11 protein-coding genes are annotated in these 15871 nt (G+C 47.4%); 4 read left to right on the top strand and 7 right to left on the bottom strand.

The genetic code is table 11. From position 1 onward, the window contains the following. Positions 1 to 11: 11 nt before the first annotated feature. Complete coding sequence (gene trxA, locus KJS94_RS06905) at positions 12 to 329, top strand: thioredoxin (protein ID WP_214446578.1); 318 nt, start codon at positions 12 to 14, stop codon at positions 327 to 329. Between the two features lie 166 nt (positions 330 to 495). After that, a complete protein-coding gene (locus tag KJS94_RS06910; RefSeq protein WP_214446579.1) occupies positions 496 to 2271 on the top strand; it encodes a carboxypeptidase-like regulatory domain-containing protein in 1776 nt (591 codons plus the stop codon). A 71-nt stretch (positions 2272 to 2342) separates the two neighbouring features. Here KJS94_RS06910 and KJS94_RS06915 read toward each other — a convergent pair whose 3' ends face one another. After that, positions 2343 to 3605: a NupC/NupG family nucleoside CNT transporter gene (locus KJS94_RS06915; protein ID WP_214446580.1), complete on the bottom strand. Its 1263-nt coding sequence runs from the start codon at positions 3603 to 3605 to the stop codon at positions 2343 to 2345. 190 nt (positions 3606 to 3795) lie between these two features. Here KJS94_RS06915 and KJS94_RS06920 point away from each other — a divergent pair, with 190 nt between their 5' ends. Both KJS94_RS06920 and mqnE read left to right on the top strand, forming a co-directional pair. After that, a complete protein-coding gene (locus tag KJS94_RS06920) occupies positions 3796 to 7503 on the top strand; it encodes a T9SS-dependent choice-of-anchor J family protein (protein ID WP_214446581.1) in 3708 nt (1235 codons plus the stop codon). Positions 7504 to 7505: 2 nt separating this feature from the next. After that, positions 7506 to 8678 (top strand): aminofutalosine synthase MqnE, encoded by a 1173-nt coding sequence (mqnE, locus tag KJS94_RS06925; RefSeq protein ID WP_214446582.1) that lies wholly within the window; start codon positions 7506 to 7508, stop codon positions 8676 to 8678. Between the two features lie 41 nt (positions 8679 to 8719). On the opposite strand, the gene KJS94_RS06930 is transcribed toward mqnE, so the two are convergent. The 6 genes from KJS94_RS06930 to KJS94_RS06955 all read right to left on the bottom strand — a co-directional run bounded on the left by KJS94_RS06930 (position 8720) and on the right by KJS94_RS06955 (position 15841). Further along, positions 8720 to 10132 (bottom strand): TolC family protein, encoded by a 1413-nt coding sequence (locus tag KJS94_RS06930; RefSeq protein ID WP_214446583.1) that lies wholly within the window; start codon positions 10130 to 10132, stop codon positions 8720 to 8722. 25 nt (positions 10133 to 10157) lie between these two features. Continuing rightward, positions 10158 to 11519 (bottom strand): HlyD family secretion protein, encoded by a 1362-nt coding sequence (locus KJS94_RS06935; protein WP_214446584.1) that lies wholly within the window; start codon positions 11517 to 11519, stop codon positions 10158 to 10160. A 3-nt stretch (positions 11520 to 11522) separates the two neighbouring features. Beyond that, positions 11523 to 13220 carry a peptidase domain-containing ABC transporter gene (locus tag KJS94_RS06940; protein ID WP_214446585.1) on the bottom strand — a complete coding sequence of 566 codons (1698 nt, stop codon included), beginning with the start codon at positions 13218 to 13220 and terminating at the stop codon, positions 11523 to 11525. Between the two features lie 226 nt (positions 13221 to 13446). Continuing rightward, on the bottom strand, positions 13447 to 14874 hold the full coding sequence (locus tag KJS94_RS06945; protein ID WP_214446586.1) for an L-serine ammonia-lyase: 1428 nt from the start codon (positions 14872 to 14874) through the stop codon (positions 13447 to 13449). Positions 14875 to 14952: 78 nt separating this feature from the next. Continuing rightward, positions 14953 to 15429 (bottom strand): FKBP-type peptidyl-prolyl cis-trans isomerase, encoded by a 477-nt coding sequence (locus tag KJS94_RS06950; protein WP_214446587.1) that lies wholly within the window; start codon positions 15427 to 15429, stop codon positions 14953 to 14955. Positions 15430 to 15514: 85 nt separating this feature from the next. After that, positions 15515 to 15841 (bottom strand): hypothetical protein, encoded by a 327-nt coding sequence (locus tag KJS94_RS06955; RefSeq protein WP_214446588.1) that lies wholly within the window; start codon positions 15839 to 15841, stop codon positions 15515 to 15517. Between the last annotated feature and the right edge of the window lie 30 nt (positions 15842 to 15871).

The raw sequence follows: 15871 nt of genomic DNA on the forward strand, positions 1-15871 counted from the left end.
AATAGAAAACTATGGCACTCGAATTCACAGACTCAAATTTCCAGACGGAAGTGCTGGCATCAGATAAACTAAGTGTAATCGATTTCTGGGCAGAATGGTGCGGCCCCTGTCGCGCTATCGGACCAGTTATTGAAGAGCTGTCCAAGGAATACGATGGAAAGGTTAAGATCGGCAAGGTAAATGTTGACCATAACCCCCAATTGTCCATCAATTATGGTATCACCTCCATCCCTGCCATCCTGTTCATCAAGAACGGCCAGGTGGTAGACAAACTGGTTGGTGCACAGCCGAAGGCTAACTTCGTAAAGAAGATAGAAGCTCATATCTAATTGTTTTATCTATAAGGATTCAACAAAGGCACCCAAGTGGTGCCTTTGGCATTATTACCCTACTACAGGTAAACACTTAGCAGCGAAGGCTGGCCTGGATTTTGAGCACTTTCCCACCGGTACAAGAAAAATCCAATTTTAGCGTTATTGCCTAAGCAGCGTACCTATGAACAATCCAATCCTAAAAACCGCAACGGTATTGGCCCTGGTGGCAATACTGGCAGGGTCCTGTGGAAGGAAGGACCTGGAATCACCCATTTCCTCCCCAACCACCAGCCAATCCCCCATGACAAGGGCAATTGCCCTTTCAGGCAGGGTGCTGGATGAGCAGCAGGTTCCCGTGAGCGGAGCAATGGTTCGTTCAGGTATGCAAGCAACCAGTACGGATGCCGATGGCCGATTCCTTTTCAACGAAATCCAGGTCAACCCCAATGGCGCCTTGATCGAAGTAAAAAAGCAAGGCTTCTTCCACCATACGCAACTCATCGAAATAGGTAACAGCACTGGTTTTCAGGCAGACATTTCACTAAAGGAATATGCCGGTGATTACTATATCAACAGCAGCAGTGGGGCCATCCTGAATGATGGCAATGGAGCTCTCCTTACCATTGAAGCCAATACCCTTATCGATAAGGTTACCAATTCTATTTACTCCGGTCAGGCCCTGGTTCATTTCAGGTGGCTGCCCCCCGGACTTCAACAAGGCCATACCGCTTTGCCTTTCTCTTCACTAGGGACAGACCAATCTGGAGAAAAAGTCATCATAGACCCCTATACTGCACTGATGCTGGAAATTAGTGGCACCAATGGAAGTTCATTGGATATTCTGCCAGGCAAGGTCATCCAACTAAGCTTGCCGATCCCTTCCAGCCTAAGCGCTTCTTCGCCCAATTCCGTTCCCATCTGGCAATATGATGCCAGCAAAGGGATCTGGATAAAAAAGGGAATTGCCAATAAAAATGGAACGTCTTATTCCACAACTATCACCGGACTTTCCAACACAAGTGTTGGAGCCCCCCTACCCCTTTCAAGGGTGACTGGTACCATCAGGACCTCCCAAGGCGGTGCACTTGCCATGGGTCGATACCTGGTTAGGTCAGCCAGTGAGAATGGTAAAACCTGGTGGGAAGGAAGGACCGATAACGATGGAAGAATGGCCGCAAGTTTACCTGCCAACCAGGAGTTGTTACTGGAAATTCTAAATGATTGTGGTGAGCGAATCGGTATTCAGAATATCCGGACACTTTCCACGACAACCAGCCTTCCTGCCATTGCCGTTCCATTTGAAGGCAACAGGACCATAAGCCTGGCTGGGAAGGTGAGCAATTGCAAGAACGCCCCTGTTTCCAACGGCTGGGTAGAAATCCTGGTAGATGGAAAATCCTACAGGGCCGCCATCAATAATGGAAACTATGCCATAGCCATCAACCGCTGCAATGCCAACCCGGTAAGAGCATTGGTCATAGCCACCAATAGTGATGGCAATATGAAGAGTGAAGGGTATAGCGTGGTGCTAAGGCCGGGTAATAATGAATTGACCGATCTATCCACTTGCATGGCAATAGGCCCGCAATATGTGAACTATGCCATCAGCAGCAATAGCTTCATGAATTATAGCCCGGAGGACAGCATTAGTTCCAACCGTTCCTCTTTTAAGAATATTACCCAGATCTATGCGGCCTCTAATCGTGATGAGCTAACGCGTAAACTCAGCTTTCAGTTCGAAGGTCCCGCCAAACCCGGACAGTATGGGGTAAATAGCCTGGAGATCAGCCACCAGAACCTTGTCTATGTACAGGATGGTAAAGCACTGGTGACCATTACTGCATTTGGTGCTGTAGGGGAAGAGATAGAAGGCAAGATCAGCGGAAGGGCTAAGCGTGTTGACAATGGACAATCCCTGCCTTTCTCCATAGAATTCAAAGTACAGAGAAGGAATTAAAAAACCTTTATATAGCATGATGCCCCATTGCTTTGCAAATGGGGCATCGGTATTTTTAATCCAGGTTTTTCTTACATCAGTATTCCAGCGATGGTAGCGGAAAGGTAACTGGCCAGGGTGCCACAAAGGAGGGCTTTCAAACCCAACCTGGCCAGGTCAGCTCGTCTTCCTGGTGCCAGTTCTCCGATACCTCCTATCTGCATGCCTACTGAACTGAAATTGGCGAAGCCACAGATCGCGATACTTACGATAAGCAATCCTTTATCAGATACAATGGGTACAGATTTATTCGTTAGGTTCTGGAAGGCAACAAACTCGTTGATGGTCAGTTTTTGCCCAAGCAGGGTAGCCACGCCATTGACGTCCTCACCCGGAACTCCCATGGCCCAGGCAAAGGGATAGAATATCTTACTGAAGATAAAGTTGAGACTAAGGTCAAAAGAAGGATCGAAGATATGACCGATCTTGATCAGCATCCAGTCGATACAGGCAATAACAGCAATAAACCCGATCAACATGGCGATCACATTCATGGCGATCTTGAAGCCATCGCCTGCCCCATGTGAAATAGCATCCACCACATTGGTATAGTGGCTTTTCACTTCCATTTTTACCCTTCCCATGGTTTGGCTCTCCTCGGTTTCAGGGAAAACGATCTTGGAGATGACTAGGGCTCCGGGTGCTGCCATCAGGCTGGCCATGATCAGTTTGGGTGCCAGGTCAAGTCCTGCCTGTGAACCCATATTGGCATATACCACCAGGATACCTCCAGCGATACAGGCAAGGCTGCCGCTCATACTGGCCAGCAGTTCACTCATGGTCATGGTCTGCAGGTAGGGCCTGATCATCACCTGGGCTTCTACCTGCCCAACAAATGCACTGGCCACATTGCTGAGGGCTTCTGCCCCGCTCACCCTCATCACGTAATTCATTGCCCTGGCGATCACTGCAACGATCCGCTGCATAATACCAAAATGATAGAGGATGGCTACCAGCGCACAAACCAGGATAATAGTGGCCGTTACATTGAAGGCAAAAACAAAGCCCCCATTCAGGTAGTTCCCAATGGAGCCGTCAGGTTGTTGCACCGCAATACCGCCATACACGAATGAGGCCCCTTTCCTGGCAAATATTTCGATCTTCTCCATACCCTTTCCCAGCAGCTGGAAAAAACTGGTAACCGCCGGAACCTTAAGGATCAGGATGGCAATGAGCAATTGAAGCGCTATACCACTAAAAACAACCCGGTAATTGATCTTCTTCTTGTTATTGGAAAATAAATAGGCAATTCCTAATATGAGAACAATGCCAAGGATACCCTGGAAACGGTCCATGCAGAAAATTTTAACAAACCGCCAAGATAGCAGTTTTTTAGCATCCGAACGGAAATGCCGGTCAAAAACAAGGATTTATGGGGCTATTCAAAAATAACCAGGAAAAATTACCATTAAAATGCCCAAAAGGGGGATTTAGGCTTCCACAGCTTTTGCTCGCATAATAGGCAATTTTTATATTTGCCAATCCGTGCCTAACTGGGCCGGTGAGGCAGGAATGACGAGATTTTTTGCACTGGCGATCACACTTCTATTATTCTTTTCCTATTCATCTGCTCAAACAAGCAAAATAGAATCGGTAAAAGGCCTTAGGCTTGGCATTACCGAGCCTGTTCGTGATTTTAAACCAAGGGAAGACCAATTCAACGAAATTGTCCGCGACCGGAAAGGGTTACTCTGGAACAGGGGAAAAAGGAAGAGTCCTGCACTGAAGCCGGACCCAAAGGCGAAGTTCTTCAAAAATGACCCTTTACGGTTTGCTTCCCCCAATACCGCCCAATCCCGCTTTTCACCTCTTGGTGATATTCTCGCCCCGGAAATAGGCGTCAACCTGGATGGTATTTTTGCCCCGGAATTGACCCCCGGTGATCCCACCCTCTGCGTTGGCCCCAATCATGTCATTCAGATGGTCAATGGTCCCTCGGGAGCCTATTTCCAGGTCTTCAGCAAAGCTGGTGTACCACTGAACAACAGGACCTACCTTGACAACCTGGTTCCGGGAAGTGGCTACAGTGGCGCGGGCGATGGTATCTGCCTCTATGATCAATATGCAGACCGCTATGTCATGATGGAGTTCGGCACACCTTCAGGCGGTAATGATATCAATACACTGATCTTTTTTGTTTCCAGGACAGCCGACCCCCTGGGTCAATGGTGGGTTTACAAGTTCACAGATGCCAGCTTTTTCCCGGATTATCCCAAGATCTCGGTTTGGAGCGATGCCTACTATGCAACAACACGTGATTTCAGCCTGCCGGATAACCAGTTTGTCGGCATTTCCTGTTTTGCCTTCAACAAGCAGCAGATGCTTTCAGGGGCAGCTTCCGTCCAGATGCAGCGCGTTAGGGTAAATGATGTGCAGAAGTATGATGGGCTTGCCCCGGTTAATGCCTTCGGCCCGGCCGCTGTCAGCACCGGCCTGCCAGGGTTGTTCGTATACAGGAACGATGATGCCAGGACAGATGGGAATGATGTTGACAGTGTAGGTATGCTGTCATTCTCAGTCAACTTTAATAATCCGGCCAACTCAAGGCTTGAGCAATACACCTCCTTTGCTGTAGCACCTTTCAACCCGGTGATCTGTGAAGATGGGGGTTATTTCCAGGCCTGTGTAACAACACCCGGCAATAACCCAAAACTTTTGGCATCCACCTCCTTCGTGATGGACAAGGTGATCTACAGGAGGTTTACCAGCCATGAATCGATATTGGCTTACCATACTGTTAATGCTGGCGGCGGGGTGGCAGGAATCAGGTGGCACGAATTGAGAAGGAGCGGCACTGGCAATTGGGGTTTATACCAGGAAGGAACCTATTCCCCTGACGACACCCATCGCTTCTACCCTTCCATGAACATGAATAGTCGCGGCCAGATCGCTGCCGTTTATAATGTTTCCTCATCAACAACCTGGCCAGGCATCAGGGTAAGTGGCCGTAACCAGGATGACCCGCCAGGGCAGCTCACAGCCGATGAAACCACGATTGTGAATGGAACAGGCTACGGTACTTTTTCTTCCAGGTGGGGCGACTACAATATGATCGCACCTGATCCCCTGAACGATTCGATCTTCTGGGTGACAGCCATGTATGGCACTCCCGAATCATGGAAAACGAGGATAGCATCCATTAAGCTGGCACCCAACAAGGATATTGATGCCAAACTGGAACAGGTCCTCGCTCCCTTTAACGGCCAAACCTATTGCGAGCCCTCTGATATCCTAACGAGGATCATTATCCGAAATGCAGGCAATACCACCCTTACCTCCTTAAGGGTGAACTGGCAATTGAATAATGGAACAGCAAGGAATATCCAATGGTCCGGGTCTTTGGATTATAAGGCGGCAGATACGATAGACCTGCCGATAGTCATAACCAATCCTGGTAATTATTCACTCAGGATATACCTGGACAACCCCAACGGCATTGCAGACCAACGCACTTCAAATGATACCCTGACCAATACATTTACAGTCTTCAGTTCTGTAAATGCCCCCTTGACAGAAGGGTTTGAAGGCATGAGGTTCCCTCCTGAAAACTGGAATATCTTCAACCCGGATGAAGGCAGCCTTACCTGGACGAGGACTACGCTGGCAAGGAAATCGGGCATTGCTTCTGCCTATATGAACCTTTTCAATTACAATGGTAATGATCACCTGGATTACCTATTGACACCACAGGTAAAATTCCCTGAGGCTGATTCAGTGATCATCAATTTTGCCCATGCTTATAAAAGGTATTCTTCTTCCTCATCCTTCTCGGATACCCTGATGCTAATGGCATCAACAGACTGTGGCAACACCTTCCCTTACCTCATATGGAAGAAAGGAGGAAACGACCTGGCCAGCACAACAGGAACAACGGGTGATATCAACTGGGTTCCCGCCAACTCCGATTGGGCAGTGAACCGGATTGGCATTCCCCTCGGTTTTTTCAATGGCATCAGGGACCTGACCTTTGCCTGGGTGTCGAAAAACCAGTATGGCCAAAATGTTTACATCGACGATATTGGTATAACAGCATTATCCATTCCCCAGGTTGATGCCACATTACTATCTATCAATACCCCGGAACAAAGGATATGTTCAAGGACATTCTCCCCTTCCATTACAATAAGGAACAGTGGAAAAAATGCATTGACCTCGGTTGACCTGTTCATCCAGTTGGATAATTTACCTGTAGTGACCAGAAAGATCACGGGCCTTTCACTTGACTATAACCAACAGGTAGATTACGTTATGGATTCCTCATTCAACCTTGCCATTGGTGGCCCTCACCAGGTCAAGGTTTGGATCAGTTCCCCCAATGCCATAGCTGATGGCAATACGGGCAATGATACCCTAAACAGGCAATTCTTTGTATTCGACCAGGTTGAAGCACCATTAACGGAAAGCTTTGAACAAGCAGCATTCCCTCCCAATAACTGGCTAAGTGAAGGCAACACTGCATATAAATGGTCCTCTACCAATGCCGCAGCTAGTAAAGGTTCAAGGTCTGCCTTCGCAAGGAACTATATCAATAATGATTACGGCGACATCAGTGAACTCTTTATGCCTCCGGCCACCATTGGGCCTGCTGATACGGTATTCCTTAAGTTTGACCTATCCTATATCAACCCATTCCCGGAAAACAGCCCGGGTGATACCCTGGAGGTATTGGTAACCGGCGACTGCGGCAGGTCCTACAACAGTATTTACAAAAAATGGGGGGCTACACTTCAAACCGTCAACAACCCCTCTATTCCTGCTTTACAGGAGTTCATACCGTCATCTCCGGGAGAATGGCGGACAGACTCAGTGGATATAACTTCTTATATGGCAGCAGGTAACCCCGTGCAGGTCATATTCAGGAATATCAACAACTATGGTAACAATCTTTACCTCGACAACATAAACATCAATAGCATAATTTTGCCGGCGAAGTTGAAGGAACAAGGATACCTGGTAAGCCCGAATCCGACCAATGGCCTGGTGAATATCCGTCACTACAGGGAGCAGGAAAATATCAGGTCTGTTGAAGTGGTCAATATGTTAGGGCAGGTTATCTGGCGCCAACAGTTCAGTGGCAATGCCCCAAGCTTCATAACCGTGAACCTAAACAACCAGCCATCCGGATTGTATAATATCAGGGTGGTGTACACCAACAAAGTGATCAACCAAAGAGTCGTAAAGACCAATAACTAAATATGAAAGACAGTTCTGTGGCAGCATTGCTCCAAAGTGAGAAAAATCCGGCCCTCAGGAGGATAGGTGAAAAAGTGTTGGCAGGGGAGCGCATACTCCCGGAAGAAGGGATCATCCTGTTTGAGAACGGATCACTTCCTTTCCTTGGCGCCCTGGCCAATTTTGTCAGGGAGAAATTACATGGTGACAAGACCTATTTCAACAGGAATTTCCATATTGAGCCTACCAATATTTGTGTATTCAGCTGTAAATTCTGTTCCTACTCCCGCTTGTATGCCCATCGTGAGGAAGGTTGGGAACTGACCACGGAACAGATGCTGGATATTGTGCGCAAATACGATGGCAAGCCCGTTACGGAAGTACATATTGTAGGAGGCGTCCATCCCAAACTCACCCTTGAATTTTTCGCTGAGCTTTTACGCAAGATCAAAGCACATCGACCAGACCTGCATATCAAGGGCTTTACGCCCGTAGAACTGGACTATATGTTCCGGAAGGCAAAAGTAAGCGTTGAAGAAGGCATGAAATACCTGCATGAAGCAGGACTTGATTCGTTACCTGGCGGAGGCGCTGAGATCTTTGCCCCGGAGATCAGGGAGCAGATCTGTGCCGACAAGGTTGATGCAGCAGGCTGGTTGAAGATCCACCAAACTGCCCATGAACTGGGCATGCATAGCAATGCCACTATGCTTTATGGCCATATTGAGCAGTACAGCCATAGGATAGACCATATGGAAAGGCTACGCAGCCTGCAGGATAAAACAGGCGGATTCAATACCTTCATCCCGCTCAAATTCCGCAACAAGGATAATGAGATGAGCCATATCCCTGAAAGCAGCATTGTGGAAGACATGAAGATGTATGCCGTTGCCAGGCTGTATATGGATAATTTCCCCCACCTGAAAGCCTATTGGCCAATGTTGGGTAGGAACAATGCACAACTGACGCTTTCTTTCGGCGTGAATGATATCGATGGCACTATAGATGATTCTACCAAGATCTATTCCATGGCGGGATCTGAAGAACAAACACCCGCTATGTCCACAGCCCAGTTGGTCAGCCTGATCAAGCAAGTAAAACGCAAGCCGGTTGAACGCGACACTTTGTATAAAGAGATAAGGGATTATTCCACTATCGACTTAAAGGAAATTGAAGTCAACCCCTTGTTGAATTAACACAAAAAAAAGACCGCGATCGCGGTCTTTTTTTATTGGAATTATTTCAACTTTCCTCCTGACCAAAGCAAACCCACGTAGTTCTTATACCATTTCGTCTTCAGGTCATATACCTTTTGTAATGCTTCGAGGGCCTTGTTTTCCCTGGCATTCAACAGGAAGAGGCTGCTTTCACCAATCTTGAACTTGAGGTCCTCACCCCGGAACAGTCGCAGGTAATTTTCGTAAGCATCTTCATAGATCCTTATCTGGTTGCGCAAGGCCATCAATTCATTGTAATACTGGCGAACCTTATTCTCTATCTGCAAACCGGTCAGGTCGCGGTCAAGGTTGGTTTGCCTGATCTTGATTTTAGCCTGCTGGTATGCTCCCCTTCCCTGCCTGAGCAATAAGGGCATCTTGAAGTCAAATCCAATTTTATAGTTATTCTCCAGGAAGGCACCATCAACCTTATTGAACACATTATACCCTTTATTCAGCAGGTTGTACTTCAGGTCCATTTTTGGCAGGAGGCTTTGGAATTTCAGCCTCTTCTCAATATCCAGGCCATCCAACTTGAATTCATAGGATCTAAGCTTGGGATGTTCCAATCTCGCTTCGGTTACCAGTTCTTCGACCGGCGGAAGCAGGTTGTTCCAATCACTTTTTCCTAGCCAGGAACTGTCCGGAACGATCCTTGGACTCCAATTAAAAGGCTTGTCCCCATCCAGCCACATATAGGTCGATAGTATCAACCCGGCATTCTGGTACCTTACCAGTGCCTCAGACTCCAGGTATTGGAACTGTTGCAATTGGGTCAATGCCTCAGTAGTATCAATGGCAGGGCGAAGGCCTTGTTGCGCCTCAATACGGATATACCTGAACCTTGCTTCGTTAACTGCTACCGCCTCCCTGATCACCCGATACACCTGGTACTCCCTTACCCATGTCCAATAATCCGCCAGGGACTCATTCAAAAGGTCATTGACTGCATTGATCCTGTCCACCTCGGCCTGCTGCTGGAAGAGTTTAGCCTGCCGTAAAACAGCCCGCCTTTTATCGATGAGCAGGTCCTTGGCCAAAGGAACACTTACCCCAAGGTAACTACTCTGTCCAAGCGTCCAAACATTTGCCGGCTTATCGCCATAGATCTCCTCAAGTCCCCCATAGATCTCAATACCATACCAGGTAGGGATGACTATTTCAGGGTTGAAATAACTATAGTACAGCAGATCATCAAAGGTCTTCCTTTCAAAATTCGTTCCCAGTTGCGGATCAAATGCGCCCCTGGTTTCCCTCAGGATAGCTGCCGCACTCTCCACATTCAATGCTGCTTGCTTGACAATAGGATTATAAGCCCTTACAATGGCCAGGAATTGTTGTTCACTTAATGGGAACAGGGAACTATCCTGCTGGGCCATGGAAGGCTTCCATAGCGCCAGAAAGCAAACAACTGCAATCAAGGATCTGGTCATTCTTCTATACATCAATTTCCTCGCTTTATTTTTTTGCTGCGGTCTTATCCTTACCATCCGCTTTCTCTGTTGGCTGGTAGAAATCAGGCGGGAACCCGTTGATGTTCCGCCACAATTCATACCAAATGGGAACATCCTTTAACAGGGCGATACCAGAAGCCCCTGTGCCCATTTTCAAGGCCTTGGGCCAGGGCTTATCTTCCCTGTCTTCTACAACCAATACCCTGAACTTACCATTAGGACTAACCGAACTTTCAACAGCTGATACAACTCCCCCAAATGTACCGTAAGAGGCTTGGGGCCAGCCACTGAATACAATGGCAGGGAAGCCGTCGAAGATGAACCTTACCTTCTGCCCCTTTGCTACCAATGGAAGGTCAACCGGCCTTACAAAGATCTCCACTGCATATTGGTAATCCGTAGGCACGATCTCCACGAGCATATCACCTTCCTTCACCATTTCATTCAAACCTGCCTTCATGGCTTTTATCACCTGTCCATCCTGTGGAGCGGTTACATAGTACAATTGGTTACGCATATCGTAACTGGTATAGAGGTTCTCCAGTTTTGCGACCTCGCCCTCGCCTGTTGCTATCTGTGAGGTAGTGGTAAACCTGTCACCCTGGGCTTTCGAAATCTTCTCGAGGTATTGCTGGCGTTCACCATTCAGTTCGATCTGTAACCTGGTCAACTCCTGCCTGGCATTGCCCAACTTGATCTCAGCACTCGTACGTTTTGCCATCGCATCCTGCAAAGCCTGGTTCCGCTGTTCAAGGGTCAGCAATGAAACAACCCCGGAATCATACATCACTTTCTGGCGCTTATATTGCTCCTGCTTGAACTTGTAATCATTTTCAGCAGCAATTAATTCCATGCTATCACTCCTGATTTTGAAGCGTTGCTGCGTGATCTTGTTCTCCAGTTCGTTCAACTTTAATTGTAATGCCTGTTCCAGGAATTTCAACTGCTGGTCAATGGTGGTCACCTTGCCTTTGTAGTTTTCTACAGCTGATTTCTTTGCTTCCAATTGGTCCTTGGTCCTTCCTACCAGGTTAGGGTCAAGGTAATCTACCTTAACTTCTGCAAGCTGCAGGATAGTATCCCCTTTCTTGACCAGGTCACCTTCCTTTACATACCATTTCACGATCCTACCGCCAATAATGGCATTCAATTCCTGTGGGCGCTGCTCCTGGCGAGGGGTGGTAACATTACCCCGGGCACTGATATTCTGGGTCCAGGGAAGGAAAAGGATAATGATCAGGGCGATCAATACACCCCAAGCCCAATAACGGACAGCACTCTGCTGATCAAACTTATAAACAGTGGTGAAGGCTTCGAACTTTTCGCCACCACTTGCATCTTCAACCATTCTTTTAACCTGATCCATAAATTACTTATTTAGCGCCTGTTGAACGGTATTCCAATCTCCTGAAATTTTTAAAGTACCCTCTTCCATGTACAATACCTTGTCGCAATTGGATGCAAAGTCAATGTCATTGGTAACCACCAATGCCGTTGTCTTGGGCATTCCCTCCAGTATATAGTTCTTGATGGAGCGACAATAGGTCTCTTCCAATCCCAGCCAGGGTTCCTCCAATAGAAGCAGCCTTGGATTGTTGACAAGTGCCCTTAATAACAATAACCTCAATACGATCTTCCTGGGTAAACGGTTGCCCGTGGGGTTGATCTCCATCTGCAGGCCTTCCTGCCTGCTGTCGATGAAAGATTTCAACCCAACTATATTGGCCAGCCTGTTGATCTCCTGGTAACTGATGGCGCTGTTGCCCATAGTGATATTCTCCAGAAGAGTCCCCTTGAACAGGTCTTGTGTACTCAATAGAATGCCGGTTTGCGAACGGATAGAATCAATATCATAGTTATTGATGGAAATATCATCCAGGCAAATGACACCATCAAATGGCTGGTAGGCACCACATAACAACCGGATAAGGGAAGACTTCCCTGATCCATTAGGTCCCATTACCGCAATTTTCTCACCTGGCTTCACATCAAAATTGATATTCCTGATCACAGGATTGCCATCTTCATAACCGAATGATGCAATATTGGCCTGGATAGACAGGCCATCCTCCTTCCTTTCCAACTTAAGCTTTCCGGATTCTTCGAGCGGCTGGTCGGTCAACTTCCCCAATTTCTCTACGGAAGTAAGCACGTCATAAACGTTCTCGAGATTGATGATAAGCTTTTCTACAGAACCAATTACGGTAAGGATAATGATCTCTGCGGCGATAAACTGGCCGATATTCAATTGCTGGTTAACCAATAGGATACTACCCACTATCAACATCGCAGCAGTAATGGCTACCTTAAAAGCGATCAGCGCCCAATACTGGATCAGGAGGATATTGAAGTGACTTGTCCTTGCGTTCAAGTACTTGGTCACATCTTCATCCGTATTCTTAAAATGAAGGATGGAGCCCTTAGAAAACTTGAAAGATGTCACCACCCTTGCCATTTCTTCCAGCCATCCTGCCACTTCATATTTATGGTTACTCTCCTGGATGCTTGTTTCCAATCCCTTGTGACCGGTAAAGCGGAGGATCAGGAAGATCAGCGTGATCAGGACCAATCCAAAGAAAATAAATACGGGATGGTAAAAGGATAACAGCAAAAGGCTAAATACGATCTGGATGGTCGCAGCAGGAATTTCCAGCAAGAGTTTGGCAAGTCCTTTTTGCAATGTAGTGGTATCAAAGAACCTGTTGGTCAATTCGGGAAGGTAATAACGGTCAACACTACGCAGGTTGAGTTTGGGGATACTGTTGGCAAACTCGAAGGAATACCTGACAAAAAGTTTCTGTTGGATCTTCTCGATAAGCTTCATCTGGTTGACCTGGAAAAGACCTGTCATGACTACCCCAAATACAACCAGAAGGATCAGGATAACAATGGAAGTTGAAATAGCCCCACCCAAAACAAAACTAATGATGGATTGGATACCCAGGGGCAAGGAAAGGTTTACCAGACCATTCAAAATGGCGTAGAAGTAGATATCAGATATCTCCTTTTTCTCAAACCGAAGGATCTTGAGAATACGTTTAATAGGGTTAGGTTTGCTATCAGCCATACCAGTCAATTTTATAGTCAAAGAGAGTTCCTGCCATTCAGGCACTTCCGCGTTTAAGCAAGCCCTGAATTCCTTCCAAAAATATTGGACATTTTAACAAGGCCTACCTAAAAATGTTGGCAAAATTCAGAAAATTCTTTGCATATGCGGGTTTAGGAAATCCTAAATAAAAAAAGAAGAAGCGGGTAATATATACCCGCCCGCTATAAATGCCTGAAGGCTTTCATCAACATTCACTTAAGCTGAGTGGAATATTCACCGCAAGGCCCCCATCGGCGGTCTCCTTGTACTTGCTGCTCATGTCCTGGGCCGTATCCCACATGGTTTTGATGACTGCGTCGAGTGACACTTTTGCAAAATCCGGGGCGCTTTGTAAGGCCAGCTGGGAAGCGGTGATGGCCTTAATGGCCCCCATTGTATTCCTTTCGATGCATGGCACCTGCACCAATCCACCGATCGGGTCACAGGTCAGGCCAAGATGGTGCTCCATGGCTATCTCTGCGGCCATTAAAGCCTGCCGCTGGGTTCCTCCCATACTTTCCGTTAGGGCTGCCGCAGCCATTGAAGAGGAAACGCCAATCTCAGCCTGGCAACCTCCCATGGCGGCAGAGATAGTGGAACCTTTCTTGAATATGGAACCCACCTCAGAGGCAGTCAGGATAAAATTGAAGATGGCATCCTCCTTATGTCCATCACAGAATACTACGAAATAGTGCAGAACCGCTGGTATTACCCCAGCTGCCCCATTGGTTGGCGCGGTAACCACCCTTCCGAATGAGGCATTCTCTTCATTAACGGCCAGTGCAAAACAACTCACCCAATCGAGGATATATTTGAAATCAGAGCCACCGGCCCTGATCGCTGCAATCCATTCCTCATAGCTCGAATAGGTACGGCCATTTAATAACCTTTTATTCAGGTCAGCTGCCCTTCGCTTCACCTGTAAGCCACCCGGGAGTTCCCCCTGTTGATGACACCCCCTGTATATGCAATCACGCATGGTTTCCCAGATCCACAAAACTCCTGCCCTGGTGGCTGCTTCCGTACGCCAGGTCGATTCATTCTCCAAAACCACATCGTGAATCGCCAACCCTGTTTTCATGCACCAATGCAAAAGGTCAGCTGCTTTATCGACCGGGAAGGGCAATTGCACAGCTCCTGCCTGCCCGACAATTTCCCCTTCCTGCTGCACAAAGCCCCCTCCAACGGAATAATAGGTGGAAGCAATATGATCGCCATTGGCAAGGGTGGCAAGGAAACTAAGGGCATTGGGATGGTAAGGAAGTGATTCCTTCATCAGGAATACAATAGCATCGGCAGGATCAAACGGCACCCATTTTTCTCCTCCCAGCAATAACTGCTTCTTTTCCTGGATAGTTGCTATTTTTTCCGGGATCTTTTGCACGATGCAGGTGACAGGATCTTCCGCCATGAGCCCCATTTGCACGGCAATATCGGTGCCATGGCCTTTGCCGGTCTTGGCCAGCGACCCGTAAAGCAGCACTTTTACCTCTATGACATCATTGAGGTTATGCCTTTCCCTGAGGTGGTTTAAAAAATATTGGGCTGCCCTCCAGGGGCCTAAAGTGTGGGAACTGGAAGGTCCAACCCCTATCTTGAAAATATCGAATACGGATATCGGTTCGTGTGGCAAGCGATTAGTTTTTGCAAATGTAAAAGAAAAGGCCCTGATGAATGATCACCAGGGCCCTTGCTAATTTGCTATTGGGAATTAATTGAAATCAACCAGTTCTACTTCGAACACCAGGATGGAATTGGCTGGGATGGTGCCTACCTGGTTACAGCCATAGGCAAGGGAAGACGGGATAACCATCTTGATCTTACCGCCTTTCTTGATTTTGGGGATACCGATCTGCCAACCCTGGATCAGGCCGCCTAATGCCCAACCAGACAGGCTGGGATTATCCAAAGCATCGAATTGTGTGCCATTGGTGAGGTAACCCTTGTACTTTACATAAACACGTGAGGTAAGGTTGGGGTTGGAACCGGTACCTTCCTGGAGGATCTGGTAATAAAGGCCGGAAGGATCTTTCACAGCCGTCATATTATTACTATTTACATATTGCAGGATCTGGGCCTCTTCATTTTGTGCAGGTACGGGGGTACAAGACTGGTTATCGGACTTGGAACAACTCCACAAAAGCACTCCGGTAAGGGCTACGGCAAGAACAGCGATCAGCTTTTTCATCTTTTTCAGTAAAATTTTGCGCAAAAATAATGGTTAACCCTATAATGACCAGTATAGGGGTGGTTCTGTTGCACCATCATAAAAATTATGGGCTTTCCCTCTTATCTGCCGACTCCCTGGCCTTTAATTCCCGGTACCGCTGATCCCATTGCTCCCATTGGTACTTCTTGTAGAAGATCGAAACGAAGGAAATGATGATCAGGACAGCCACTATCAGGACCATTGGGTTGAACTGGCTGCTGGCGATCATGGTAGCCCTTTTGTACCAGCCAGAGAGATAATTGAGGAAAATAGGTACAGCTATGGCCAGCCCTATAGGAAGCCCAACCAGCCACTGGCGCCACCATTGCTTTTGCCTGTCCCGGTTGCGCTCCCAATAATCCAGGAATTTCTTTTCTTCTTCCGTCAGCATAACCGCAATTTGCGTAAAATTATGATCTTT

The organism is Flavihumibacter rivuli (assembly GCF_018595685.2).
Lineage (GTDB): Bacteria > Bacteroidota > Bacteroidia > Chitinophagales > Chitinophagaceae > Flavihumibacter > Flavihumibacter rivuli.